We start from the raw sequence: 22844 nt of genomic DNA on the forward strand, positions 1-22844 counted from the left end.
TGGCTTCAGTCCTGCCACTGCTGCGCGAGTACTTCGCGCACGCGGCCGGAAGCCTGCCGGTTTTGCCCGCCGAGGCGGCTGCGCAGATCGGGCTGCGGGTCGGCCTGGATATCGGCCAGCGCCGCCAGCAGCGCGCCCTGCACGGCGTCGAGATCGGCAGCATCCGGCTGCGCGGCGTGTTTCACGCCGATCATTTTCCACAGCAGCCCCAGCGTGGCGTAGTTGCCGATGTCGTACGCCATCGGCGGCACGCTGGCGGCAAAGCTCTCCAGGTCCTCCACGCTGCGCATGGTGATGCGGGCGGCGGCCTGCTTGCCCATCGCGTGCACTTCCACGCCGGCATCGTCCAGCGCGATCAGGCGATTGGCCTGGTAGCCGTGCGCCAGGAAGGCGCCGGACATGGCGCGCCCGACCAGCAGCGCGATCACGGGATGCCCTTGCAGCCGCGCCGTGGCGTAGGCGCCGGCCGCGCCGGCCAGGGCCTGGTGGATGCCGAAGGCTTCCTCGCGCCGGCCATAGGCCTGGCTGGGCGTATCGACGATGGCGACAATGGGCCGCCTGATCGCGGCGTCGCGGTCGGCCTGCACGGCTTCATGCACCGCCTGCGCGAGCGACCAGCCTTCGAGCAGGCCCACCTCGCCGCCGCGCACGCGCGGGTAGGCGTTGGCAGCGTCGGGCACCACCGCGATAAAGCGTGCCGGCCGACCGCCAAGCTCCGCGTCGGCAACCTGCACGGTGGCGGGATAGCCGGGGCGGCGCGGGGCGTTGCGGGTCAGCGCCGCGAGCCAGGTTTCGCCGCGGCCTGGGGCGCTTGCTGTACTCGTGCTTGTACTCATGACTTTGCTCCTGGTGCGTAGATGGCGCGGACGGTCTCCGGCTCCGGCTGGCGCGCCGGATCGTATTCGGCCAGGCATTGCAGGTAGTGCGCGTAGCGTTCGCTGCGGTGCGCGGCCGGCACGCCGCCTGCCAATAGCGCTTGCACGGCGGCACGGATGGCATCGCTGTCGTCGTCGACGTAGCGGTCGGCCAGGCCGGTGGCGATGCGCTGCTCGCCGCCGGTAAAGCTCCAGATAAACGGCCGGTCGCGCGAATCGTATTCAGCGACGCCCGCTTCCTGCTCGATCACCTGCGGGCCGTTGAGGCCCAGCCGCGCTTCGCGCGTCACCACCAGGTAGCTGCACAGCCCCGCCGCGATCGACATGCCGCCGAAGCAGCCCACCGTCCCGGCGATCACGCCCACCACCGGCTGGTAGCGGCGCAGGTCGACGATGGCCGCGTGGATGTCGGCGATGGCGGCCAGTCCCAGATTGGCTTCCTGCAGCCGCACACCGCCGGTCTCGAACAAAATCACGGCGCGCGTGGGCACGCCGCGGCGGTTGTCCTGCGCGGCCAGTTCCAGCGCACCGGCGATCTTGGCGCCGCCCACTTCGCCCAGGCTGCCGCCCTGGAACGCGCCCTCGATGGCGAGGACCACGGTGGGCTGTCCGCCGATGCGGCCCTTGGCCACCACAACGCCGTCGTCGGCCTGCGGCACTACGCCCTGGCGTTCCAGCCACGGCGAGACCAGTCGATCGAACGGGCCCGCCAGTTCGCGGAAGCTGCCGGGATCGAGCAGCGCATGCGCCCTTGCGCGTGCGCCCAGCTCGACAAAGCTCTCGCGCGTCAGTAGCGATGCGTGGTTCATGATTGCTCCCCGCCATCGGTGCCGAGCGCTTCGAAGGCTTCCGCCAGCCGCATGCCCACCACCCCCGGCGTGGCGCCGAAATCGTGGATGCGGATACGCATGGCGGCGCGCGGTTCGGCGCTGAACACGCGCGAGAGCTGCGCGTCCCAGACCTTGCCGTAGCCGTCCACCGACGTGGTGACATGGATGGTGGTGGTGCCGGACGTACCGGGCTCGACCATCACTTCAAGGTCGCCGGAGCCGACCACGCCTACCAGCACGCGCTGGCTTGCCGGCGCACCGGCGGGATATTCGAACTGGAGCTGTTCCATTAGTTGTCTCCTTGCACGGGGCAATGTACCGGCGGTGTCGCGGATGGCAACCGGTCCAGGAAAAAAGTGGCGGCGAGCAGATCGGCCGCGCCGCCGGGCGAGGCGTTGCAGGCCAGCATGCCGGCTTCCAGGCGGCGCAGCAGGCGGCGTCCGGCCAGCGTGGCGATGCCGCCTGCCGCGAGCACCTGGCTGGCGCCTTCCTGCATCAGCGCAAGCCCTTCGCGGCCGGCGCGGGCCAGCACGCAGGTATCGTCGAGGCGGCGCATGATCGCCAGCAGCGCGTTGACGCGCGCGCTGGGCTCCGCGTCGCCGCGCGCGCGGCTGCGCCGCAGCTCAGGCAGGCCGGCGCGTAGTACATGCGGGAAGCCTGCCTGCGCCTGGCCGCGCGCGCCGCTGACGCCGTAGTCGATGCACGCGCGTTCGCCCTTGTTGCCGGTGTGCGCGGGGCGATGGCGGTCGGGCAGGCGCGCGATGGCGCCGGCGGTCCGTGCCACGCCGTGCGCACTGCGCGTATCCCGGTGCAGGCCAGCCGCGCCCACCAGCAGGCCCAGGCTCCAGATCGCGCCGCGATGCGTGTTGATGCCGCCGGTGGCGCGCATCATGGCGGCCTCGGCGTCCCGGCCGAGCGCGCCCAGCCGCTCGCGCAGCGCCACGCCGGGCCGGGCGGCGCGCATGCCCGCTGCCGCCATTTCGGCGAAGGCGGGGTGCAGCGCGCGCGCCGAGACGCGCATCAGGTCCAGGTTGAGATCGGCATGCGCGCCATTGCCGCGGCCATCGACCAGCCCGGGCTTGGGCGACAGCGCGGCCTCGTCGATCAGCGCGCTCACGGCGAGATCCGCCAGCGCAATCGCCTCCGGTTCGAAGGCGCCATCGATGCCCGGCCCGGCGAGCCATGCGGGGCTCGCCATCACCAGCTCCGGAACCGTGCGGGCGGCTCGTACAGCCCGCCCGACCAGTCGACCAGGTCGGCCATGCTCTTTGCCGCGAGCAGCGAACGGGTTGCCTGGCCGCGTTGCACGCCGAGATCCTCCGGCAGCGCAATCAGGCCGTCGCTGCGCATGCGGCGCGTAGTGGCGGGGTCGTGGCGCAGTCCGATCGGCGTCACGCCGGCGACCGCCGCCAGCATGGCGCGGCGTTCCTCCAGCGAGCGCGCCTTGTAGAGATACGCGATGCCTTCCTCGGTCAGTACATGGGTTACGTCGTCGCCGTAGATCATCACCGGCGCCAGCGGCATGCCGCTGTCCTTCGCCACCTGCACCGCGTCGAGCGATTCGACGAAGGTCGGCTTGCCGCCGGCCTGGAAGGTCTCCACCATCTGCACCACCAGCTTGCGGCCGCGCGCCAGCGGATCGTCGGTCTCGATCAGGTCCAGCCAGGCGGGCGTGGGATGACGCCGCCCGCCGGGGTTGTGGCCCATGTTTGGCGCGCCGCCAAAGCCGGACAAGCGGCCGCGTGTGACCGTGGAGGAATGGCCGTCGCCGTCGATCTGCAGGGTGGAGCCGATGAACAGGTCCACCGCATACTGCCCGGCAAGCTGGCAGAAGGCGCGGTTGGAGCGCATCGATCCATCGGCGCCGGTGAAAAACACATCGGGCCGCGCGGCCACGTAGTTCTCCATGCCGAGTTCGCTGCCGAAGCTGTGCACGCTTTCCACCCAGCCGGATTCGATGGCGGGAATCAGCGTGGGGTGCGGGTTCAGCGTCCAGTACTTGCAAATCTTGCCCTTGAGTCCGAGCGACTCGCCGTAGGTTGGCAGGATCAGTTCGATGGCCGCGGTATTGAAGCCGATGCCGTGGTTGAGCGATTGCACCTGGTGGCGCTCGTACACGCCGCGGATCGCCATCATCGCCATCAGCACGTGCACCGGCTTGATCAGGCGCGGATCGCGCGTGAACAGCGGCTCGCAGAAGAAGGGCTTGTCCGCCTGCACCACGTAGTCGATCCACGAGCCGGGGATATCCACGCGGGGCAGGCCGGCGGGGTCGTCCACGATCTCGTTGACCTGGGCCACCACGATACCGTCGCGGAAGGTGGCGGCCTCCACCAGCGCCGGCGTGTCCTCGGTGCTGGCGCCGGTGTAGAGGTTGCCGTCGCGGTCGGCCTTGTAGCCGGCGATCAGCACGATGTTCGGCGTCAGGTCCACATAGAGTCGCGCGTACAGCTCAATGTACGTGTGGATGGCGCCGACTTCCAGTTGCCCGTCTTCCAGGAACTGCGAGATGCGCAGGCTCTGCGCGCCGGCAAAGGCAAAGTCCAGCTTCCTGGCGATGCCTCGCTCGAACAGGTCGAGGTGTTCCACCCGGCTCACGCTCGGGATGATCATGTGCAGTCCGTGCACCTTGGCCGGGTCCACCCCGGCCAGCGAGCGCGAGAGGAAATCGGCCTGCTTCTGGTTGTTGCCCTCCAGCACCACGCGGTCGCCCGGCGCGGTGATGGCTTCGAGAAAAGGGATGATGTCGGCGGTGGGCACGACGCGGCCGCTGGCAAAGGCGGCGCCGCGGGCAAGGCGGCGGCGCTTCTCCGTGCGGCGGGTGTCCCACTGTCTGTCCGTGGCTGGGTTCGGCATCGCGTCTCCGGTGTGCTTGATGCGGGTGATGGCACCAAGATACGCACGGCGTGCGGCGCAAGCAATGACGCTGCCCGCGGCATCGTTACTCTAGGTGTAAGTGTTGGCGGCACGACATGCAAGCCGGTCACTCGCACTGCGTGCGGACCGAACGCCGCTGCGCGGCGGGCAAATGCCTGTCCGGTCACTACGAGCATTCAAGGCTCCTGGCGCGACGTTAATCCCATGCTAACGATTCACTCCCCGGGTTGATTGATGCGCTGCGGCGGCTCGCCTAGATTGCATCCATACCGGACGGATGTGCGCGCACAAGCCCGCTCCCTGCACCGGCGGACCCGCCGCCCATAGAGCGGGCCAAACACAAACCCGGAACCAGCCTGCGCGCAAGCATGTGGACAGGCCATCAGGAGACAGCACCATGATCATCTACGGAACCGCCTTGCTGGCGCTCTGCCATCTCGCCGGCCTGTTCCTCGGCGAATTGCTGGGGATTGCCATCGGCGTCAAGGCCAATGTGGGCGGCGTCGGCATCGCGATGCTGCTGCTGATTTCGATACGGCTCTATCTGCACGGGCGCGGGCTCTTGCCCAAGGAGACCGAAGCGGGCGTGGGCTTCTGGGGCGCGATGTATATCCCCGTGGTGGTAGCGATGGCTGCGCAGCAGAACGTGGTGGCCGCGCTGCGCGGCGGGCCGGTAGCCCTGATCGCGGCAATCGGCGCGGTGCTGGTGTCAGCCTGCTGCATCGCCGTGCTCAGCCGCACCGGCGACCACGCGCCCTTGCCGCCGCTGCCGTCCCCTGAAGCCACCCCCAGCCACGCTTCGCACTGAGAGGCCGCCATGTCGATTTCCTCCGCACAATCCATTCCCCACCTGCTGGATACCATCCTGTTGCAAAACGGCCTGGTCACCGCCTTCGCTGCCGTTGGCATCATCATGTGGTTGTCCTCGCGCCTGTCACGCTGGCTGACCTTCGGCCGTGTCCATGCCTCCGCCATCGCCATCGTGATAGGCCTGCTGCTGGCTTACTACGGTGGCATCGCCACCGGCAAGGAGAAGGGCCTGGCCGACATCTCGCTGTTCTCCGGTATCGGCCTGATGGGCGGCGCCATGCTGCGCGATTTCGCCATCGTCGCCACCGCCTTCGAAGTGCAGGTCACGGAGGCGCGCAAGGCGGGGCTGGTAGGCGCCATCTCCCTGCTGCTCGGCACCATCCTGCCGTTTATCGTGGGTGCCGCGGTGGCGCGCGCGTTCGGCTACAGCGACGCGGTCAGCATGACCACCATCGGCGCCGGGGCGGTGACGTATATCGTGGGGCCGGTGACCGGCGCCGCGCTGGGCGCCAGCTCCGACGTGATCGCGCTGAGCATTGCCACGGGGCTGATCAAGGCCATCATCGTGATGGTGGGAACGCCCATGGCGGCAGGCTTCCTTGGCCTGAACAACCCGCGCGCCGCGATGGTGTTCGGCGGGTTGGCGGGTACTGTCAGCGGTGTATCGGCGGGGCTGGCGGCGACGGATCGCAGGCTGGTGCCTTATGGTGCGCTGGTGGCGACGTTCCACACTGGCCTGGGGTGCTTGCTGGGGCCGTCGTTGTTGTTTCTGGCGACCAAGGCGGTGGTGGGTTAGTCGACGCCGTCCGGATGAGAGGCGCTCGTTGCAGCAGTGGCAAGCTCGTTTGCTGGATTTCTGATTTGCCCGCTGCAACCATCGCGCCGATGCGCCCTCCCTTATTCCGGATCTCGTTGTGCTGCGCAATCAGGAGGGTTCACGGATGGTTGTCCCGTGGCGCGACGGCGATCAGATTTTTCGCGTCTTCCGCACTTAGCCATCCCGTCCCAGCGCGGCACTGAATCTCGATCCGCCTCGGTGGCAGGCTCTCTTGACGCCCAATTGCGCACCGTTCCCACCTCGCCGCACGGAAGAGCGTTGGTGAGCCGTCAGCCTCGGAGCTTGCAAGTACGGACACTTCCTTCTTCAGGATCACCAACGTGGGGAAATCGCTGCTGCGCTGTATTTCGCGGATGCTGTGCAGGTATTCATTCTCGACCTGGAGCTTGTGGACATAGCTTGCCGCCGATGCGCCGCCAACTAGCAGCACAAGTACGACGAGCCGGACGAGCCAGTTGGTCCAATGGGAAGCAGGGCTCCGAAACCAGAAAATACCAGCTAGCAGGAAAAGGGCCGCAGTGCCAAGCGACCAGGACGCAGTCTGCGCAAGTCGCTGCCCTGAACAATCTTCTCCGCAAATCGGGACAAATCGAGCAAGCGGCAACGAAGCCAAAAGCCCAATGACTGCGCCGATGGCACTTAACAAGACAACGGAAGCCACACGTTTCACTTGATGTCCCAAAACAATATTTCGCTTGAGTTGCCCAGATCAGAGTAAAAGGGCGTGGCATTGACGCCGACCACAAAGCGCAGGAAGTTGGTTACTGCACCCTGAGCACTGCTTGACGTCAACCTGGAGCCATTCCAGAGGTCAATATGACCGCCAGTTGCGTTGGACTGGCCTGAGCGCCTCCAATAGTTCTTGAATGCGACAATGCCAGTACGACCCTTGATTTTCCTCTGCCATTCGGCGCCGGTGATATTTTCCGGTACACCAATGCCGGCGAACGGCTTTAGCCGAAGCCAGTCCGTTTGGCTTGCTCGCTCCCATGACTTCTCCATTGCGGATTCAAATACGTGCCAGATCGGTGTCGATGCGGCAGCGTAGCGCAGTAAGCGAATTTGCATGCGGAAATTTCCGGATACATGCCTGACGCCCACGTTTGGTCCGCTAGAAGGGATTGGCCAGGAATTGGGCGCAACTGCTCAGCCTGTTTGGCTATGTGCAGATTGGCTATTGCACGAAAAATGGTCACGGGTTCGCACTGGGTGCGAGAGCAAGTGCAGAATCCGTTCGGATGGACGCCAAGTGGAATCGCCCCCGCGGCGCCCTTGGGGACGCCTGAGGCGTCACCAATAACGTACTCCACAGGCGTTTGCGCAGAGTCCGTTGCCGGTATCTAGCTCGGCGCCCGCATCGCCAACCTGCACACCGCCGCCAGCGCCAGCAGGTTCGGATCCCGCTCGCGCCGCCGCAGGAAGCTCAGCCCGATGGTCTGGCGCAGCCGGTATTGCGAGGACAGCGGGATCAGCGTCACCTTGTGCGGGAACACGTCGCGCACGCGGCCTGGCAGCAGGGCGTAGCCCACGCCGCCGCTGACCAGGTTCATCAGCGAGAAGATGTCGCCGACCTTCATCACCACATTGGGCGTGAAGTCGGCAATGCGGAAGGCCTCCATAAAGCCTTGATAGGTGATGAAGCCCTCGCTGAGCGTGACGAAGGGCTCGTCCCTGCATTGCCGCAGGTCGATGGATGCTTGCTGCGCGTAGGGCGAATCCGCTGGCGCGGCGAAGTAGATCTCGTCCTCGAACAAGGGAATGGACTCGATCTCCGTATCCGGCTCTGGCATGGCCATCAGCGCCGCGTCGATGGCGCCTTGCTTGAGCTTGAAGAGCAGGTCCGCGTTGGAGCCCAGCACGAGTTCCGCCTGCAGTTCCGGCCGCCTGACCTTGATGCCGATCACCACGTCCGGCACGGTGCGGATGGTCAGCGAATAGAGCGAGCCGATCTTCATGTGATCGGCCGAGTACCCGGCGGCCTGGCGCGTGGCGCGGATGCCGTCGGCCATGGTCTTGATCACATCGTCGGCCACATCCGCCAGCACATGCGCGGCTTCGGTCGGCAGCAGGTTGCGCCCTTCGTGGCGGAACAGGGCGCAGCGCATGCCCTCTTCCAGCGAGTGCAGCGCGCGATGCACGCTGACGGTGCTCACGTCCAGCGCCTCGGCGGCTTTGGCGAGGTTGCCGGTCTCCATGTAGGCAAGCAGGACTTCCAGCTTGCGGAAGGTGATTTCTTCGTTGATCCGGTTTCGCATAGGAGGCGCGGCGTTCGTGCGTGCGGTGGCGGTGACCGGAGCATGATAACCAGATTCGAAGCCGCGCGGCCCCGTGGACAGCACCGGGGCTTCGCAAGCGGCGCTTTGGTTCAGCGCGGCGTCATGCGGATCGCGCCGTCCAGGCGAATGGTCTCCCCGTTCAGCATGGCGTTTTCCAGGATATGCAGCGCGGTCGAGGCGAACTCATCCGGCGTGCCCAGCCGCGCCGGGTGCGGCACCGAGGCGCCGAGCGATGCGCGCACGTTCTCCGGCAGGCGCGCCAGCAGCGGCGTATCGAACAGGCCGGGCGCGATCGTGCAGACGCGGATCATGCGCTGGGCCAGGTCGCGCGCCGCCACCAGCGTCATGCCGACGATGCCGGCCTTGGCCGAGGCGTAGGGGATCTGCCCGATCTGCCCTTCGTAGGCGGCTACCGATGCCGTCAGCACGCAGGCGCCACGCTCGCCGTCGACCGGTTCGTTGCGGGCCATGCGCGCCGCCGCGAGACGCAGCGTGTTGAAGGTGCCGACCAGGTTGATGCGCACGATCGATTCGTACTTTTCCAGCGAACCGGGCTGGCCGTCCTTCTCGACCAGGCGCACCGGGCCGCCCACTCCGGCGCAATGGATCAGCGCGCGCATGGTGCCCAGGGCGTCCGCCGCGTCGAACACGCGGGTCATCTGCGCGGTATCGCAGACATCGGCCTGGACAAAGCGGGCCAGCTCGCCGAGTTCCCGCACGGCGGCGGCGCCATTCTCTTCGGACAGGTCGGCGATCACCACGGCCACGCCGCGCTCGGTGAGGCGGCGGGCGCAGGCGAGGCCCAGCCCCGAGGCGCCCCCGGTGACGACGGCGGACATGTTGGCAAGTTTCATCTGGACTCTCCTCGTTCTTGGTATGGATGCACAGGTACCGGCTCAGAGCCGTTCGATGATGGTGGCGTTGGCCATGCCGCCGGCCTCGCACATCGACTGCAGGCCGTAGCGCTCGCCGCTGTCTTCCAGCGCGTGCAGCATGGTGGTCATCAGGCGCGCGCCCGAGGCGCCCAGCGGATGGCCAAGCGCGATCGCGCCGCCACGCGGGTTCAGGCGCGCGGGATCGGCGCCGAGCGCGCGCTGCCAGGCCAGCGGCACGCAGGCAAAGGCTTCGTTGATCTCGTAGTGGGAAATCGCATCGAGGCCAAAGCCGCTCTTTTCCAGTGCGCGCTTGCTTGACGGGATCGGGGCGGTCAGCATGGTCAGCGGGCTGTCGCCGCACGCATCGAAGGCCACGAAACGCGCCCGCGCATTCAAGCCCAGGCGCGAGGCGGCGCGTTCGCTCATCAGCAGGATGGCACAGGCGCCGTCGCTGATCTGCGAGGCATTGCCCGCGGTTACGTTCCAGCCGATCTGCGGGAAGCGCTGGCCCAGCGCCTCGTCGCGAAACGACGGCGCCAGCGTGGCAAGGCGCTCGGCCGTGGTGGCGGGGCGGATGGTTTCATCGTGCTGGACCAGGCCGGCGGCGGTGCGGATCGGCAGGATCTCGCGGCGGAAAGCGCCAGCTTCTTGCGCCTGGTGCGCGCGCTGGTGTGATTGCGCGGCGTAGTTGTCGAGGTCGCCGCGCGACAGTTCCCACTGCGCCGCGACCAGCTCCGCCGCCACGCCCTGCGACACCAGCCCGGGCGCGTAGCGCGCCTCGAAGGACGGCCCGTAGGGGTTCTGCCCGATGCGGCCGGAGCCCATCGGCACGCGGCTCATCGATTCGATGCCGCAGGCGATCACGATATCGTAGGCGCCCGCCATGATGCCTTGCGCGGCAAAATGCACGGCCTGCTGGCTGGAGCCGCACTTGCGGTCGATGGTGGTGGAAGGCACATGCTCGGGAAAGCCGGCCGCCAGCCACGCGACGCGGCCCGGCGTGGCGGACTGCTCGCCCACCTGGCTGACGCAGCCGGTGATGACGTCTTCCACCAGCCCTGGGTCCAGCTTGTTGCGCTCCACCAGCCCGGCCAGCACCTGCGCCAGCAATTCCGTGGGGTGCAACCCGGTAAAGGCCGAGCCGGGCTTGGACCGGCCCATGGGGGATCGGATGGCGTCTACGATGACGGCTTGCTGCATGGCGGTGCTCCGGATGTGCGGGGATGGAAGTTGGTGTGGTGCCGGATCAACTGCCGGTGAACGCCGGCTGGCGCTTGTCCAGGAAGGCGGAGACCGCTTCCCGGTGGTCCGCGGTCTGGTGCGACAGCGCCTGGAAGCCGGCCGACAATTCCAGCAGCGTATCCAGCCGTGTGTGCAGCGCTTCGCGCAGCAGGCGCTTGGCCAGCCGTACCGCATGCGGCGGATTGGCGGCGATGCGCTCCGCCAGTTCATTGGCCGTGGGCAGCAACTGCTCCGCCGGCACGACGCGCGAAACGAGATTCCACTCCAGCGCCTGGCGCGCATCGATGACCTGCCCGGTAAAGGTCAGCTCCGCCGCTCGCGACAGCCCGATCACGCGCGGCAGCAGCCACGCGCCGCCATCGCCCGGAATGATCCCCAGTTTGACGAAGCTCTCGGCAAACTGCGCCTGCTCCGAGGCAATGCGCATATCGCACATGCACGCCAGATCGAGGCCCGCGCCCATGGCCGCGCCATTGACGGCGGCAATCACCGGCACCTCCAGGTTGAACAGCGCCAGCGGCAGCCGCTGGATGCCCAGGCGATAGTCCTGGCGAATCTCCATGCCCGGCACCTGGCCTGAGGCCTGGCGCTCCATGTCGCGGATATTGCCGCCCGACGAGAACGCGGAGCCGGCGCCGGTGATGATCACCGCGCGCACGCTGGTGTCGCGGTGGATGCGGTCGATGGCATCCAGGAAGTCGGCCACCGCGGTATTGCCGGTGAGCGGGTTGCGCCGCTCGGGCTCGTTCATGGTCAGGGTCGCGATGTGGCCCTGTTGTTCATAGCGCAGGAAGCTGGTCATGCGGAGTCTCCTAGTTGGCGTGTCAGGCGTGTCTGCTTGGCCTTGCTCTGGTGACGAATGTCATGGCTTGGGAATGCTGGCACGATCGGTGCTGTTGCCGGGCGGGGACGACACCATCATCCTGGTGGGCCGTTCGGGCTAGTCGGCGCGCGGCGCCGGTGCCGGGCACGAGTGCGCTGGCGGCCATGGCGGCCAGCGGCAGGCGGCGGACAGGGTGCATCGGGTCTCCTCTTGTACCCCGGCTCCGGGGCCGGGTTTATCCCAAAAGGCTAAGGGACCGTGCCGCTAGGTGTCCAATATTCATTTCAGCGGCAGTGATATCCCATGGATATCGGCGGCGGCGAGCTTGCACTGCCGTCCTGCGGTCCGTGTGCTGCATTATTCGCACGACGCAATACGATATTGCTTCGCATGGTGATCATTTGCATCCTAACTATATGGCTGCTATCATTTAGTCCATGCCTCCTATCGACGCCCTCCGTTTCGCCTTTACCGGCCAGCTCATGCTGGCCGGCCGCCAATGGCGCCAGATCTCCCAGGGCGCCGTCACCGCCTACGGCATTTCCGCCGCGGCCGCCGGGCCCTTGTTGTTTATCCGCCGCCTTGGCGGCGGTGTGCGCCAGGTCAGGCTGGCCGACTATGTGGGGCTCGAAGGCGCATCGCTGGTGCGCTTGCTCGACCAGCTCTGCGCCGCCGGCCTGGTGCGCCGGGAGGTCGATGCGAACGACCGGCGGGCCAATACGCTCTGGCTGACCGACGCCGGCGAGGCGCTGGCCGAAAGAATCGAGATCGAACTCAAGCAAGTGCGCGCCACGGTCTTCGCCGACATCAGCGAGCAGGATTTCGAGGGCGCCATGCGCGTTCTCGACGCACTCGCACGCGCCGCCGAGTCCGCGCCCAATACCGCTTCCGGGTCCTGAGAACATGTTGAGCTGGCCAACCGGAAGAGACTGGATCTTTTCCTTTAAAGCCTTTGCAGCGGCCATGCTGGCGCTGTTCATCGCGCTGTACCTCGGTCTGCCGCGCCCCTACTGGGCGATGGCTTCCGTGTATATCGTGGCGCATCCGCTCACCGGCGCGACCCGCTCCAAAGCGCTGTACCGCGTGYTCGGCACGCTGCTGGGCGCGGCCGCGGCGGTTGCCATGGTGCCGCCGCTGGTCAATGCGCCGGTCTTGCTGATGGCCGCGGTTGCGTTGTGGATCGGGGTCCTGCTCTATATCGCCCTGCTGCACCGTACGCCGCGCAGCTATGTGTTCATGCTGGCGGCCTATACGCTGCCCATGGTGGCGTTGCCTGCCGTGGGCGATCCCGGCGGCGTGTTCGATCTCGCGGTGGCGCGCGCCGAGGAAATCTGCCTGGGCATCCTGTGCGCGAGCATCGTCGGCTCGACCATCTTCCCGGCCAAGGTGGCCACGGTGCTCGGCCAGAGATCCGCGCAATGGCTGGCCGATGCCGCGTTGTGGGCCACCGATATGCTATCCGCGCAGCCGGCCGCCAAGGTCTCGCGCCATCACAGCCGGCACCGGCTGGCCGCCGACATCCTCGCGCTCGACCAGTTGATCAGCCAGCTTTCTTACGACGCCGAAAGCGCCGCGCGCGTGAAGCACGCGCAGGAGTTGCGCGGCCGCATGACCATGCTGCTGCCCGTGCTGTCGTCGCTGGCCTCCGTGGTGGAGGCGCTCCACCAGCACGCGGCGGGCGTGCCCCGCCGGCTGTCGCAGAACATGGCGCAGGTCTCGGCGTGGATCGGGGAGGGCGCGCAAGCGCCGCTGCCCGCGTTGCAGTTGTCTCCTGCCGCGCCCGCCGATGACGCGGGTCTCGATGCCGGCAGCGCCGGCCCGGACTGGCACGCCGCGCTGGCCGCCACCGCCGAAGGCCGTTTGCTCGAACTGATGGAGCTGTGGCAGGACTGCGTCTCGCTGCAGCGCCGCATCGGCGAGGCCGCCCCGCAGGGCGACTGGACGCCGGTGTTCCAGCGCTGGGGCGTGGGCGCGGCGCGGCACTACGATCACGGCATGCTGCTGTTCTCCACCGCCACGACCGCCCTGGCCATTTTCTGCATGGGCCTGGTCTGGATCTGGACGGGCTGGGCGGACGGCGCCGGCGCCGTCGCGCTGGGCGCGGTGTCCTGCTGCTTCTTTGCCGCGATGGACGAGCCGGCGCCGATGATCCGCTCCTTCTTCCGCTGGAACGTGGTCTGCCTGGTCTTGGCAACGGTCTACCTGTTCGTGGTCCTGCCCAACGCGCACGACTTCGAGATGCTGGTGCTGATGTTCGCGGCGCCTTACCTGCTCATCGGCCTGATGATGGCGCAGCCGCGGCTTGCGCTGATCGCCATGCCGCTGGCGGTGGTCACCGCCAACGATATTGGCCTGCAGGGCGCATACAACGCCGACTTCAATGCCTTCTTCAACGGCAACGTGGCGGGTATCGCGGGCATCCTGTTCGCGCTGGTGTGGACCCTGGTGGCCCGCCCCTTCGGCACCAGGGCGGCGGTGCGCCGGCTGGTGCGCGCGAGCTGGGGCGACATTGCCCGCAATGCCACCGGCCGCGAACCCGGCGAGCACGCCAACCTGCGCGCCCGCATGCTGGACCGGCTGGCGCAGATCGTGCCGCGGCTGGCCGCCAGCGAGGATGAAACCACCAGCGACGGCTTCACCGAAGTGCGCGTCGAACTCAGCACGCTGGCGCTGCAGCGCGAGCTGCCCGCGCTGGCGCCGGAACACCAGCGTGCCGTGCGGCGCGTGCTGCAGGGCGTGGCCAGCTACTACCAGGCACGCCTGGATGCCAGGGCCGAAGCCCCGCCGCAGGTGCTGCGCGAGCGGATGGGCAAGGCGATCCGCAAGGTGGCCACGCGTGCCGACCAGGCCTCGCGCGAGGCGTTTGCCGCGCTGGTGGAAATGCACGTCGCCTTGTTTTCGGCAGCGCCCCTGGCGATGAGCCCGGCTGTGGCTCAGGCCGCAAGCCCGGCCGGAATGGAGAAATGAGCATGGAATCGATCAATACAGCGAGCAATGGCAATGAGCGGTGAAGTCGACGTCTATGGTGTGTTTGTCCCGAGCCTGCTGGCGTGGATGCTGGTGGCTTTCCTGATCACCGCCTGCACGCGCGCCGTGCTGGCGCGTGTGGGCTTTTACCGGCTGGTCTGGCACCGGTCGCTGTTCAATCTGGCTTTATACGGGATCGTCCTGGGTGGCACCGTCTACCTGGCCTATCGGCTGCAGTCATGAAACTCAATCTTCGTACGCTTGGACCCATCGTCCTCACCCTTGTCGTCACCGCGGTCGCGGTCGTCGTCGTCAAACACCTGTGGGATTACTACACGGTCGCGCCATGGACGCGCGACGGCCATATCCGCGCCGACGTGGTGCAGATCGCGCCTGACGTGTCCGGCCTGGTGACCAAGGTCCTGGTCAAGGACAACCAGCGCGTGCAGCGCGGCCAGCCGCTGTTCGAGATCGACCGCGACCGCTTCGCRCTGGCGCTGCAGCAGGCGCAGGCCACGGTGGCCGCGCAAAGCGCCACGCTGGCCCAGGCCCGCCGCGAGGCGCGGCGCAGCCAGGCGCTGTCCGAGGTGGTTTCCAAGGAAGTGGTGGAAGAAGGTCTGGCCAAGGTCCAGCAAGGCGAAGCCGCGCTGGCGCAGGCGCAGGCGGCGGTCAATATCGCCAGGCTCAACCTGGAGCGCACCATCGTGCTCAGCCCGGTGGATGGCTACCTGAACGACCGGCTGCCGCGCCTTGGCGACTACGTCAACACGGGCCGCCCGGTGCTGTCGATGGTCGACGCGAATTCCTTCCACGTGGAAGGCTATTTCGAGGAAACCAAGCTGCATGGCATCCATATCGGCAATCCGGTGGAGATCCGCATCATGGGCGAATCCGGCGTGCTGCATGGCCATGTGCAAAGCATTGCCGCCGGCATCGAGGACCGGGACCGCAGCAACGGGTCCAACCTGCTGCCGAACGTGAACCCGACCTTCAACTGGGTCCGCCTCGCGCAACGCATCCCGGTGCGCATCGTGCTGGACAATCCGCCCGCCGATCTGCGGCTGGTGGCGGGCCGCACGGCCACCGTATCGGTGCGCGAGCCGGCCGGCAAGGACAAGCTCGCGGCCTCGGGCCAGGCTGCCGCAACCCACGGAGCCGTGCAGTGAACGCCTTGCGCCTAGCCTTGCTGCCGGCCCTGGTGCCGCTGCTGTTCGCCTGCACCACCGTCGGCCCCGATTACCACGTGCCGGAAAATGCGACCGTGAACGCGCCCGCCGCCAATGGCCCCTTGCTCGGCACGGACAACCCGGCCGTGTCGATCGGCGCCGTGCCCGACGGCTGGTGGCGCCTGTACGACGACCCCAGGCTCGACAAGCTGGTGCAGGAAGCGCTGACCGCCAATACGGATCTGCGCGTCGCCGCCGCCAATCTCAAGCGCGCCATCGCGGTCTATCACGAGGTGGAGGCGGAGAACCTGCCCGAGGCCCGTTTCCTGGCCGGTGCGCAGCGCGGGCAGATCGCCGGAGAGCCGCTGCTCAAGGAAGAGAAGATTCCGGTGATGAACTTTGGCGACGTCGGCCTTAACGTCTCCTACCTGATCGACTTCTTCGGCAAGCTCGCACGCGCGGACGAAGCGGCGCTGGCCGGCGCGCAGGCCAGCCAGGCCGCGCTCGACCAGGCGCGCGTGGGCGTGGCCGCGGAGACGGTGCGGGCCTATGTGCAGGGCTGCGCCGCCACGCATGAACTGGAAGTCGCCGAGCGCCAGCTCGAGTTGCAGCGCCGCGGCGTCGAACTGGCGCGCAAGATGGTAGAGGCGGGGCGCGGCCAGCCGGTCGACCTGTTGCGCTCCCAGGCCCAGGCCGACACGCTGCGCGCTGCATTGCCACGCTTCAAGGCCGAGCAGGAAGGCGCGGCGTACCGCCTGGCGGTGATGCTGGGCAAGCCGCCCACCGCCGCGTCGCTGACGGAATATGCCTGCCATGAAGAACCCAGGCTGAGCCAGGCCTTGCCCGTGGGCGACGGCGCAGCGCTGCTCAAGCGCCGGCCCGACGTGCGCCAGGCCGAGCGCGAACTCGCATCGGCCACGGCAAAGATCGGCGTCGCCACGGCGGATCTCTATCCGTCCATCCGTATCGGCGCTTCCGCCGGCTTTACCGGCATCCTGGACCATCTTGGCCAGGCGCCGACGGCGCACTGGGGCTTCGGCCCGCTGATCACCTGGAACATTCCGACCAGCGGCACCCGCGCGCGCATCCATGGCACCGAAGCCGGCGCCGAGGCGGCGCTCGCGCGCTTCGACGGCGTGGTGCTCAAGGCACTGCGCGAAACGCAGTCCGCGCTGAGCAGCTATACGCGTGAACTGGAGCGCACCGCGGCCCTGCGCGATGCCCGCGACAAGGCCAACGAGGTGGCGCGGCAAAACCGCCAGCTCTACCAGGCCGGACGTTCGCCGTACCTGTCCAGCCTCGATGCGGACCGTACGCTGGCCAGCACCGAAGCCTCGCTGGCCGCGTCGGAAAGCCAGGTCGCGCTGGATCAGATCAACCTGTTCCTCGCGCTCGGCGGCGGCTGGCAGGATGCGCCGAAAGTGAAGACGCAGGCGATGGGCGGGGATTGAGCGCGCGGCGTGCGTCCGTTTACACTCTCATGCCCGGCATCTTGCTTGACCGAATTGGGCAAACGGGCCGAACCCGCCGGATCAGCCGAACCAGTACAAAGCGTACAAAGAGCACAAAGGAATAGCAGCACCATGTTTTATCCCTCGATCCAGAAAACCCTGTCCATCGCGATCGCCACGCTTGGCATCGTGGCCTCGGGCGCCGCGCCGGCGCAGGAACAGACCTTGCGCGTCGGCACGGTCAGCGGTCCGGACGCGCAGGTCTGGCAAGTGGTCCAGAAAGTCGCCAAGCGCGRAGGCCTGAGTATCAAGGTCGTGGAGTTCAACGACTACGTGCAGCCCAACGCCGCGCTCGACGCCGGCGACCTCGACGCCAACAGCTTCCAGCACCAGCCCTATCTCGACAGCCAGGTCAAGCAGCGCGGCTACAAGATGGTCAGCGTGGGCTACACGTACATCTCGCCGCTGGGCATCTACTCGCAAAAGCTGAAGTCGCCCAAGGACCTGCCGCAAGGCGCCAGGGTGGCCGTTCCCAACGATCCCTCCAACGAGAACCGCGCGCTGCTGCTGCTGGCCGCGCAAGGCGTGATCAAGCTCAAGAGCGGGGTGGGCACCAATGGCGTCAACGCGACGCCGCTGGACGTCAGCGACAATCCGAAGAAGCTGAAGATCGTCGAACTCGACGCGGCGCAACTGGCGCGCGCGTTGCCCGATGTGGCGGCGGCCGTGATCAACACCAACTACGCGCTGGCCGCCGGCCTGCAGCCGACCCGCAACGCCATCGCGCTGGAAGACATCCACAGCCCGTACGCGAACATCATCGCGGTGCGCACCCAGGACAAGGACAAGCCGTGGGTGAAGAAGCTGGTGGCTGCCTACCAGTCGGAAGAGGTGAAGCAGTTCATGAAGAACGAGTTCAAGGGCGCGATGGTGCCTTCGTTCTGAGTGCGCGGGCGATGCGGGGGCTTCATTGGTCCCGCGCTGGCTTGCCAGGACAAAACCCCCTCCGGATCCTGCGATCCGGAGGGGGTTTTTCGTTGGGCCTTGCGGTCTGGCTGCCTGCCTATTCCCTCGGCATGAAGGTGATGATGACCTTGGCGGGCGCCAGGCCGTTCTCGTCGCGCGGCAGCGGATCGGATCGCTCCACCGCGCGCAGCACCGCGTTGTCCCAGCCGGCATTGCCGCTGGACTTGGTCAGGCGGGCCGACAGCAACGAGCCGTCCGGCGCCAGTTGCACCGTCACCACCGCGGCCGGGTTGCCGGCCACCTCTTCGGTGAAGATGATGTTCGGCTTGACGCGGCGCCGCACGCGGTCCGCGTAGCCGGGCGACGCAGCGCCGCCCGCGCCGGCGCCGGTGCCCGCACGGTTGCCCACGCCACCGGTGGTGGGGGCGCTGTTGGCCATGGCTTGCAGGCGTGCCAGTTCGCTCTGGCGCTGTTGCTTGAGCGCCGCCTGACGCTCGCGCTGCTCGGCCTGTCTGGCTTCCGCCGCCGCCGCCGCGGCCTGGCGGCGCTTCTGCGCCTGCAGCGCGATATCGGCGTTTTCCTCCGGCTTGACCACGGATTCGGGGTTCGGCTGGACCACCGGCTGGGGCTGCGCAATGTCGGGAACACTGTCCCACAATTCGGCTTCCACGCCTGCCGGCGTGCGGCTTTGCCAGTGCACGCCGTAGTAGAGCAAGATGCCCAGCAGCAGATGCATGAACAGAGCCAGCAGGAAACATTTCAGCGTTCCCCGCTCCTGTACCAGTTGATACGGATAGGCGATGGGCTCCATGGCGCGGGCTGGCCAGAGGCCGCAGGTGTTCCACGCGGCATAGCTCTGGCATCACTCTGACATCGATATGAAAGGACACTTCGCGATGGTTTGTGCTCCAACCCGCGCTTAGGATCCTCTGTATGGAGCTTAGGTCGGCATTGGCTGCCTAGGCAAGCGAGATTCCGTGGGGCTGCCGCCGCGCCATGCCGGACTCCGTCCATCGCAGAATTTACACGTCCGGTCCGCCGAGCTTGCACGTCAAAAAATCGCCTACAGGCCCAAAAAGTGGCGACTCTGCCTCCGCGGGCGTCCATGCATTCAACCCTTTGCCGGGCACGGTCTAAGCTATATGCGAAAGATCCCGCTCCCGTCCTCGCAGGGTGATTCGCCATGGCTGCTCGTTCCCTCGCTTCGCTTTCCCTCAGCTTCGGGCTGGTCTCGATTCCGGTCAAGGTGTACACCGCGACGGAAAGCCAATCCGGGGTGAGCTTCAACCTGCTGCACAAAGGGTGCGGATCGCGCCTGAAACAGCAGTACATCTGCCTGCGCGAAGATGTGGTGGTGGAGCGCTCCGAGATGGTGAAGGGGTACGAGTTCGAGAAGGATCACTATGTGGTCTTTGAGCCGGAAGAACTGGATGCGCTGGAGGCGGAGGGCCGCCATACGATCGACATCGTGTCGTTCGTGCCGGCCGGCGCGATCGATCCGATTTACTTCGACAATGCCTATTACCTCGGCCCGGACAAGCGCGGAGCGAAGCCGTATGCCTTGCTGACCGAAGCGATGCGCCGGACCGGCACCTGCGCGCTGGCCCGATGGGTGTGGAAAGGCAAGCAGTACATGGTCCAGGTGCGGCCAGGCGACGATGGCCTGATCCTGCAGCAGTTGCTCTATGCCGACGAAGTGCGCCCCATGGCCGACCTGCATGTGGAGAAGGCGGACGTACAGCCCGCGGAACTGGCGCTGGCGCAGCAACTGATCGAGCAGAATTCGGTGGGCAGCTACGATCCCGCCGCCTACGCCGACGAAGAAAAGGCGCGGGTCCTCGCGGCAATCGACAAGAAAATCGCCGGCAAGAAGATCACCGTGACGGAACAGCGCGAAGCCACGCAGGGCGCGGAAGTCATCGACCTGATGGAAGCGTTGCGCGCCAGTGTGCAGCAGCGCAAACGCGCAGCCGGGAAAACGGCCGCGGCGCCGGATGCGCCGAAGGCACGCAAGACCGCGCGCCGCGCCACCGCGCCCGCGCCGGCACCCGCGCGCCGAGCGGCAGGCAAGAAGTGACCGGCAGATGACGCTATATACGTTGCGCGAGGTCCAGGCCATGCTCGGCATCCCGCGCTCGGTTGCCGCCAGGCTGATCGCGGATGGCGTGGTCACGCCAAGCCGCGGCGCGCGCCGCGAATACCTCTTCACCTTCCAGGACATGGTGATGCTGCGCACCGCGAACTCATTGCGCGAGGCGCAGATCCCGAGCCGCCGCATCTCGCGCGCGCTTTCGAAACTGAAGGCGTCCAGAGGGCAGGAAGCGCCGCTGACCGGCGTGCGGATTCGCGCGATCGGCAATGAGGTGGCGACCCGCGACACCGTCAGGCAGTGGCAGGCGGAATCGGGCCAGCTGCTGATGGATTTCGAGCCAGAGGAGGCCGGCGCAGCCGCCGTCCATTCCCTGCACCAAGCCCCGTCCGCCGAAGCGAGCATCTGGTTCCAGACCGGTTGCAAGCTGGAAGCCGAGGCGCCTGGCGAAGCGGAGCAGGCATACCGCCGTGCGCTCTCAGCCGATGGGAGCTATCTCGAACCCTATCTCAACCTGGGGTGCATGCTCTGCGCCGCCGGCCACTTCGGAGAGGCGATCGCGCTCTACCGCTGCGGGCTTGCGCATCTGCCGGACGAACCGCTGATGCACTTCAACCTGGCCGTCGCGCTGGAAGACGACGGGCTGCAGGCAGAGGCGCTGGCCAGCTATGGGCATTGCATCGAACTCGCCCCGGAGTTCGCGGATGCCCACTTCAATGCAGCGCGGCTGTATGAAACCTTGGGGGACGATATGCGTGCGATCCGGCATTTCAACGCATACCGGAAGCTGCAGCCGCAGTGAATGCCCGCCGCGCGTGGCGCTGGCGGCGCGTGCCATCGGGTGCTTCCGCACGGTTCCCCGCTTTGAAAAAGCGGCGGCCATTTTGTAGGATTAACGCAAAGGAGGGTTTGGGACCATGAATCACGAAGACATGGCGAGCGCAGCATACCCGGCAGGGCAACCTGTTGTCGGCGACGTGGTTGCGGTTGGCGCCATCCGCCCGCAGGCGGGCGACCTTGTGACAGTGCGAAGCCGGATCGATCCCCAGGTGGAATTTAATACGCGCCTGACGCTCTCGGTGCCCGACGGCACCTGGAAGGCTGTGGTCTTCAGCATCGAGCGAGCCGGCCAGCGGCTTGCGGAATTCGGCGGAGTCAGGCTGGAGGACGAGGTTGAGATCTCGATGGATCACTTCGCCTCCGTGCTCAGGTGCATGCCTGCGCATTGAGAGGCCGCGAGCGCCGCACTGCCACGGGCCGTACGCATTCTTCAGGGTAGATTCACCCCGCGTGCCGGGATGTTGTCATTTCGAGCATCGCAGGGCCACATTCAGCTGGTCCACCACTTCCGCCCAATCGGCGTCCTCAAGGATTTCGTCCTGCAGCAGCGCCGCCTGGGCGGGCGTCCAGAACGGTGCGTCCGCGAGCGGCACGTCGTCGGCGAGCGGGGAATGCGTGGCGATGAAGGTCCGGATCTCCGCTTCGCTGGCCGGCAATCCCAGTTGCGCGAACAGTTCGGAAAAGTGATGAAAGCCCTGGTCCATGATGGTTGCCCCTTCTGCTCAAGAGATCGATGTTCGTGCAGCTCGGCGAGTGCATTGCCACCATGCTATGCGACAACGCAGCTTTTGTGCGCAACATCGAACGGTACAGGCTACAGGCGGGCAACGGGCAATGGCACGGTGCCGCCGGTAGCGGGCGGCGGCACCGCTCGTCTCCGCCTTAATCCAGCTTGATCTTCAGATCCCGGATGAGCTTGTGCCAGCGAGCGGTCTCGCTGCGCAGCAGATCGGCAAACTGCGCCGGCGTACTGCCCACGGGTTCCACCCCGAACTCCACCAGCCGCTTGTTGACTGCCGGCTCCCTGATGGCAGCCACGACCTGCTTGTTCAGGATGGCGATCACCTCGGGAGGCGTGGCCGACGGCGCCACCATTCCGACGAGCGCGGCGGCCTCCACGTTCTTGTAACCTGCCTCGGCGAAGGTCGGCACATCGGGCAACTGCGGCAGGCGGGTGGGATTGGCCACGGCCAGTGCCTTGACCTTGCCGCCCTTGATGAAACCGGCGCCCGAGGCAAGATCCACCATCATGGCCGGGACCTGCCCGCCGGCAACGTCGGCCAGCGCAGGCGCCGCGCCGCGATACGGCGCGTGGACCATGGTCAGGCCAGCTTCCACCTTGAGCAGTTCCATCGCCAGATGATGCGGGCTGCCTGCACCCGCGGAAGCATAGTCGATGCCGCCCGGCTTGGCTTTCGCCGCGGCAATGAATTCTTGCACGTTGCTGGCACGTATCCCCGGACCCACCACCAGGATCATCGGGAAGCGGCCAAGCAGCGTAACCGGCGCCAGGTCTTTTAACGGATTGTAGGAAAGGGACTTGTACAGCGCGGGGTTGAACACCAGCGTGCCGTTGTCCGCCGACAGCACTGTGTAGCCATCCGCCGGCGCGCGAGCGGTTTCCGCCGCGGCGATGGCGGTGTTGCCGCCGGGTTTGTTGTCCACCACGACCGGCTGGCCCAGGCGGGTCGAGAGCGGCTGCCCGATGGAGCGCGCCAGGAAGTCCGAACCGCCTCCGGCGGGGTAGGGCACGATCCAGCGCACGGGCTTGCTCGGGAAGGCGGGTTCCGCGCCAGCCGTTGCCGCGGTCCAGGGCAGGGCAGCCAGGCCGAGGCCAACTGCCATCAATTTGCGGATGGTGATCATCTTGTCTCCTGTTTTGAATTTTGCTTGCGGCGTTGTCTTCCGCTTTTTTGCAT

25 protein-coding genes are annotated in these 22844 nt (G+C 67.0%); 11 read left to right on the plus strand and 14 right to left on the minus strand.

What is annotated here, in order from left to right:
- Window positions 1-5 precede the first annotated feature (5 nt).
- Genes mdcE through mdcA form a run of 5 tightly spaced genes read right to left on the minus strand, consistent with a single transcriptional unit; the run spans window position 6 to window position 4561 of the window.
- Entirely contained in the window at window positions 6-836 is an 831-nt protein-coding gene (gene mdcE / locus AC1DN0_RS24090) for a biotin-independent malonate decarboxylase subunit gamma (protein WP_477103295.1), read from the minus strand.
- On the minus strand, window positions 833-1684 hold the full coding sequence (locus AC1DN0_RS24095; RefSeq protein ID WP_441636653.1) for a biotin-independent malonate decarboxylase subunit beta: 852 nt from the start codon (window positions 1682-1684) through the stop codon (window positions 833-835). The genes mdcE and AC1DN0_RS24095 overlap by 4 nt, the downstream gene beginning before the upstream one ends.
- Window positions 1681-1995, minus strand: a complete 315-nt coding sequence (locus tag AC1DN0_RS24100) for a malonate decarboxylase subunit delta (RefSeq protein WP_441636651.1) — start codon at window positions 1993-1995, stop codon at window positions 1681-1683. Before AC1DN0_RS24100 ends, AC1DN0_RS24095 begins: the two co-directional genes overlap by 4 nt.
- Window positions 1995-2903: a triphosphoribosyl-dephospho-CoA synthase gene (locus AC1DN0_RS24105; RefSeq protein WP_477103296.1), complete on the minus strand. Its 909-nt coding sequence runs from the start codon at window positions 2901-2903 to the stop codon at window positions 1995-1997. Before AC1DN0_RS24105 ends, AC1DN0_RS24100 begins: the two co-directional genes overlap by 1 nt.
- Window positions 2903-4561: a malonate decarboxylase subunit alpha gene (mdcA, locus tag AC1DN0_RS24110; protein ID WP_441629218.1), complete on the minus strand. Its 1659-nt coding sequence runs from the start codon at window positions 4559-4561 to the stop codon at window positions 2903-2905. Before mdcA ends, AC1DN0_RS24105 begins: the two co-directional genes overlap by 1 nt.
- Before the next feature lie 418 nt (window positions 4562-4979).
- Between mdcA and madL the strand changes: the two genes are divergently transcribed.
- Together madL and madM are read left to right on the plus strand one after the other, a co-directional pair.
- The gene (madL, locus tag AC1DN0_RS24115; RefSeq protein WP_441629220.1) at window positions 4980-5390 is read left to right on the plus strand and encodes a malonate transporter subunit MadL; all 411 of its coding nucleotides are present in this window, start codon (window positions 4980-4982) and stop codon (window positions 5388-5390) included.
- A gap of 9 nt (window positions 5391-5399) precedes the next feature.
- Window positions 5400-6188: a malonate transporter subunit MadM gene (gene madM / locus AC1DN0_RS24120; RefSeq protein ID WP_441629222.1), complete on the plus strand. Its 789-nt coding sequence runs from the start codon at window positions 5400-5402 to the stop codon at window positions 6186-6188.
- Between the two features lie 139 nt (window positions 6189-6327).
- Here the strand turns inward: madM and AC1DN0_RS24125 are convergent, their stop codons facing one another.
- The 6 genes from AC1DN0_RS24125 to AC1DN0_RS24150 all read right to left on the minus strand — a co-directional run bounded on the left by AC1DN0_RS24125 (window position 6328) and on the right by AC1DN0_RS24150 (window position 11425).
- On the minus strand, window positions 6328-6900 hold the full coding sequence (locus AC1DN0_RS24125; RefSeq protein WP_441629224.1) for a hypothetical protein: 573 nt from the start codon (window positions 6898-6900) through the stop codon (window positions 6328-6330).
- Window positions 6897-7298 carry a T6SS effector amidase Tae4 family protein gene (locus AC1DN0_RS24130; RefSeq protein ID WP_441629226.1) on the minus strand — a complete coding sequence of 134 codons (402 nt, stop codon included), beginning with the start codon at window positions 7296-7298 and terminating at the stop codon, window positions 6897-6899. The genes AC1DN0_RS24125 and AC1DN0_RS24130 overlap by 4 nt, the downstream gene beginning before the upstream one ends.
- A gap of 272 nt (window positions 7299-7570) precedes the next feature.
- A complete protein-coding gene (locus tag AC1DN0_RS24135; protein WP_441629228.1) occupies window positions 7571-8485 on the minus strand; it encodes a LysR family transcriptional regulator in 915 nt (304 codons plus the stop codon).
- A 110-nt stretch (window positions 8486-8595) separates the two neighbouring features.
- On the minus strand, window positions 8596-9360 hold the full coding sequence (locus tag AC1DN0_RS24140; protein WP_441629230.1) for an SDR family NAD(P)-dependent oxidoreductase: 765 nt from the start codon (window positions 9358-9360) through the stop codon (window positions 8596-8598).
- A 42-nt stretch (window positions 9361-9402) separates the two neighbouring features.
- A complete protein-coding gene (locus AC1DN0_RS24145) occupies window positions 9403-10581 on the minus strand; it encodes a thiolase family protein (protein ID WP_441629232.1) in 1179 nt (392 codons plus the stop codon).
- 46 nt (window positions 10582-10627) lie between these two features.
- On the minus strand, window positions 10628-11425 hold the full coding sequence (locus tag AC1DN0_RS24150) for a crotonase/enoyl-CoA hydratase family protein (protein ID WP_441629234.1): 798 nt from the start codon (window positions 11423-11425) through the stop codon (window positions 10628-10630).
- Between the two features lie 458 nt (window positions 11426-11883).
- Here AC1DN0_RS24150 and AC1DN0_RS24155 point away from each other — a divergent pair, with 458 nt between their 5' ends.
- The 6 genes from AC1DN0_RS24155 (at window position 11884) to AC1DN0_RS24180 (ending at window position 17975) form a co-directional block, all read left to right on the plus strand.
- Window positions 11884-12345: a MarR family winged helix-turn-helix transcriptional regulator gene (locus AC1DN0_RS24155; RefSeq protein ID WP_441629236.1), complete on the plus strand. Its 462-nt coding sequence runs from the start codon at window positions 11884-11886 to the stop codon at window positions 12343-12345.
- A 4-nt stretch (window positions 12346-12349) separates the two neighbouring features.
- On the plus strand, window positions 12350-14413 hold the full coding sequence (locus AC1DN0_RS24160) for an FUSC family protein (protein ID WP_477146063.1): 2064 nt from the start codon (window positions 12350-12352) through the stop codon (window positions 14411-14413).
- A 33-nt stretch (window positions 14414-14446) separates the two neighbouring features.
- Window positions 14447-14656 carry a DUF1656 domain-containing protein gene (locus tag AC1DN0_RS24165; RefSeq protein WP_035869418.1) on the plus strand — a complete coding sequence of 70 codons (210 nt, stop codon included), beginning with the start codon at window positions 14447-14449 and terminating at the stop codon, window positions 14654-14656.
- Window positions 14653-15579: an efflux RND transporter periplasmic adaptor subunit gene (locus AC1DN0_RS24170; protein ID WP_441629240.1), complete on the plus strand. Its 927-nt coding sequence runs from the start codon at window positions 14653-14655 to the stop codon at window positions 15577-15579. Before AC1DN0_RS24165 ends, AC1DN0_RS24170 begins: the two co-directional genes overlap by 4 nt.
- Window positions 15576-17030 (plus strand): efflux transporter outer membrane subunit, encoded by a 1455-nt coding sequence (locus tag AC1DN0_RS24175; RefSeq protein WP_441629242.1) that lies wholly within the window; start codon window positions 15576-15578, stop codon window positions 17028-17030. The genes AC1DN0_RS24170 and AC1DN0_RS24175 overlap by 4 nt, the downstream gene beginning before the upstream one ends.
- Before the next feature lie 132 nt (window positions 17031-17162).
- Window positions 17163-17975 (plus strand): MetQ/NlpA family ABC transporter substrate-binding protein, encoded by an 813-nt coding sequence (locus tag AC1DN0_RS24180; protein WP_477146064.1) that lies wholly within the window; start codon window positions 17163-17165, stop codon window positions 17973-17975.
- A gap of 118 nt (window positions 17976-18093) precedes the next feature.
- Here AC1DN0_RS24180 and tolA read toward each other — a convergent pair whose 3' ends face one another.
- Window positions 18094-18807 carry a cell envelope integrity protein TolA gene (gene tolA, locus AC1DN0_RS24185; RefSeq protein ID WP_441629246.1) on the minus strand — a complete coding sequence of 238 codons (714 nt, stop codon included), beginning with the start codon at window positions 18805-18807 and terminating at the stop codon, window positions 18094-18096.
- A 372-nt stretch (window positions 18808-19179) separates the two neighbouring features.
- On the opposite strand from tolA, the gene ku reads away from it, so the two are divergent.
- The 3 genes from ku to AC1DN0_RS24200 all read left to right on the plus strand — a co-directional run bounded on the left by ku (window position 19180) and on the right by AC1DN0_RS24200 (window position 21314).
- On the plus strand, window positions 19180-20073 hold the full coding sequence (ku, locus tag AC1DN0_RS24190) for a non-homologous end joining protein Ku (RefSeq protein ID WP_441629248.1): 894 nt from the start codon (window positions 19180-19182) through the stop codon (window positions 20071-20073).
- 7 nt (window positions 20074-20080) lie between these two features.
- A complete protein-coding gene (locus AC1DN0_RS24195; RefSeq protein ID WP_441629250.1) occupies window positions 20081-20887 on the plus strand; it encodes a MerR family transcriptional regulator in 807 nt (268 codons plus the stop codon).
- Between the two features lie 115 nt (window positions 20888-21002).
- On the plus strand, window positions 21003-21314 hold the full coding sequence (locus AC1DN0_RS24200) for a hypothetical protein (protein WP_441629252.1): 312 nt from the start codon (window positions 21003-21005) through the stop codon (window positions 21312-21314).
- A gap of 75 nt (window positions 21315-21389) precedes the next feature.
- Here AC1DN0_RS24200 and AC1DN0_RS24205 read toward each other — a convergent pair whose 3' ends face one another.
- Window positions 21390-21629: a DUF2789 domain-containing protein gene (locus tag AC1DN0_RS24205; protein WP_441629254.1), complete on the minus strand. Its 240-nt coding sequence runs from the start codon at window positions 21627-21629 to the stop codon at window positions 21390-21392.
- A 178-nt stretch (window positions 21630-21807) separates the two neighbouring features.
- Complete coding sequence (locus AC1DN0_RS24210; RefSeq protein WP_441629256.1) at window positions 21808-22791, minus strand: Bug family tripartite tricarboxylate transporter substrate binding protein; 984 nt, start codon at window positions 22789-22791, stop codon at window positions 21808-21810.
- Window positions 22792-22844 lie beyond the last annotated feature (53 nt).

The sequence above is a fragment of the Cupriavidus sp. 05N39 genome, assembly GCF_056397325.1.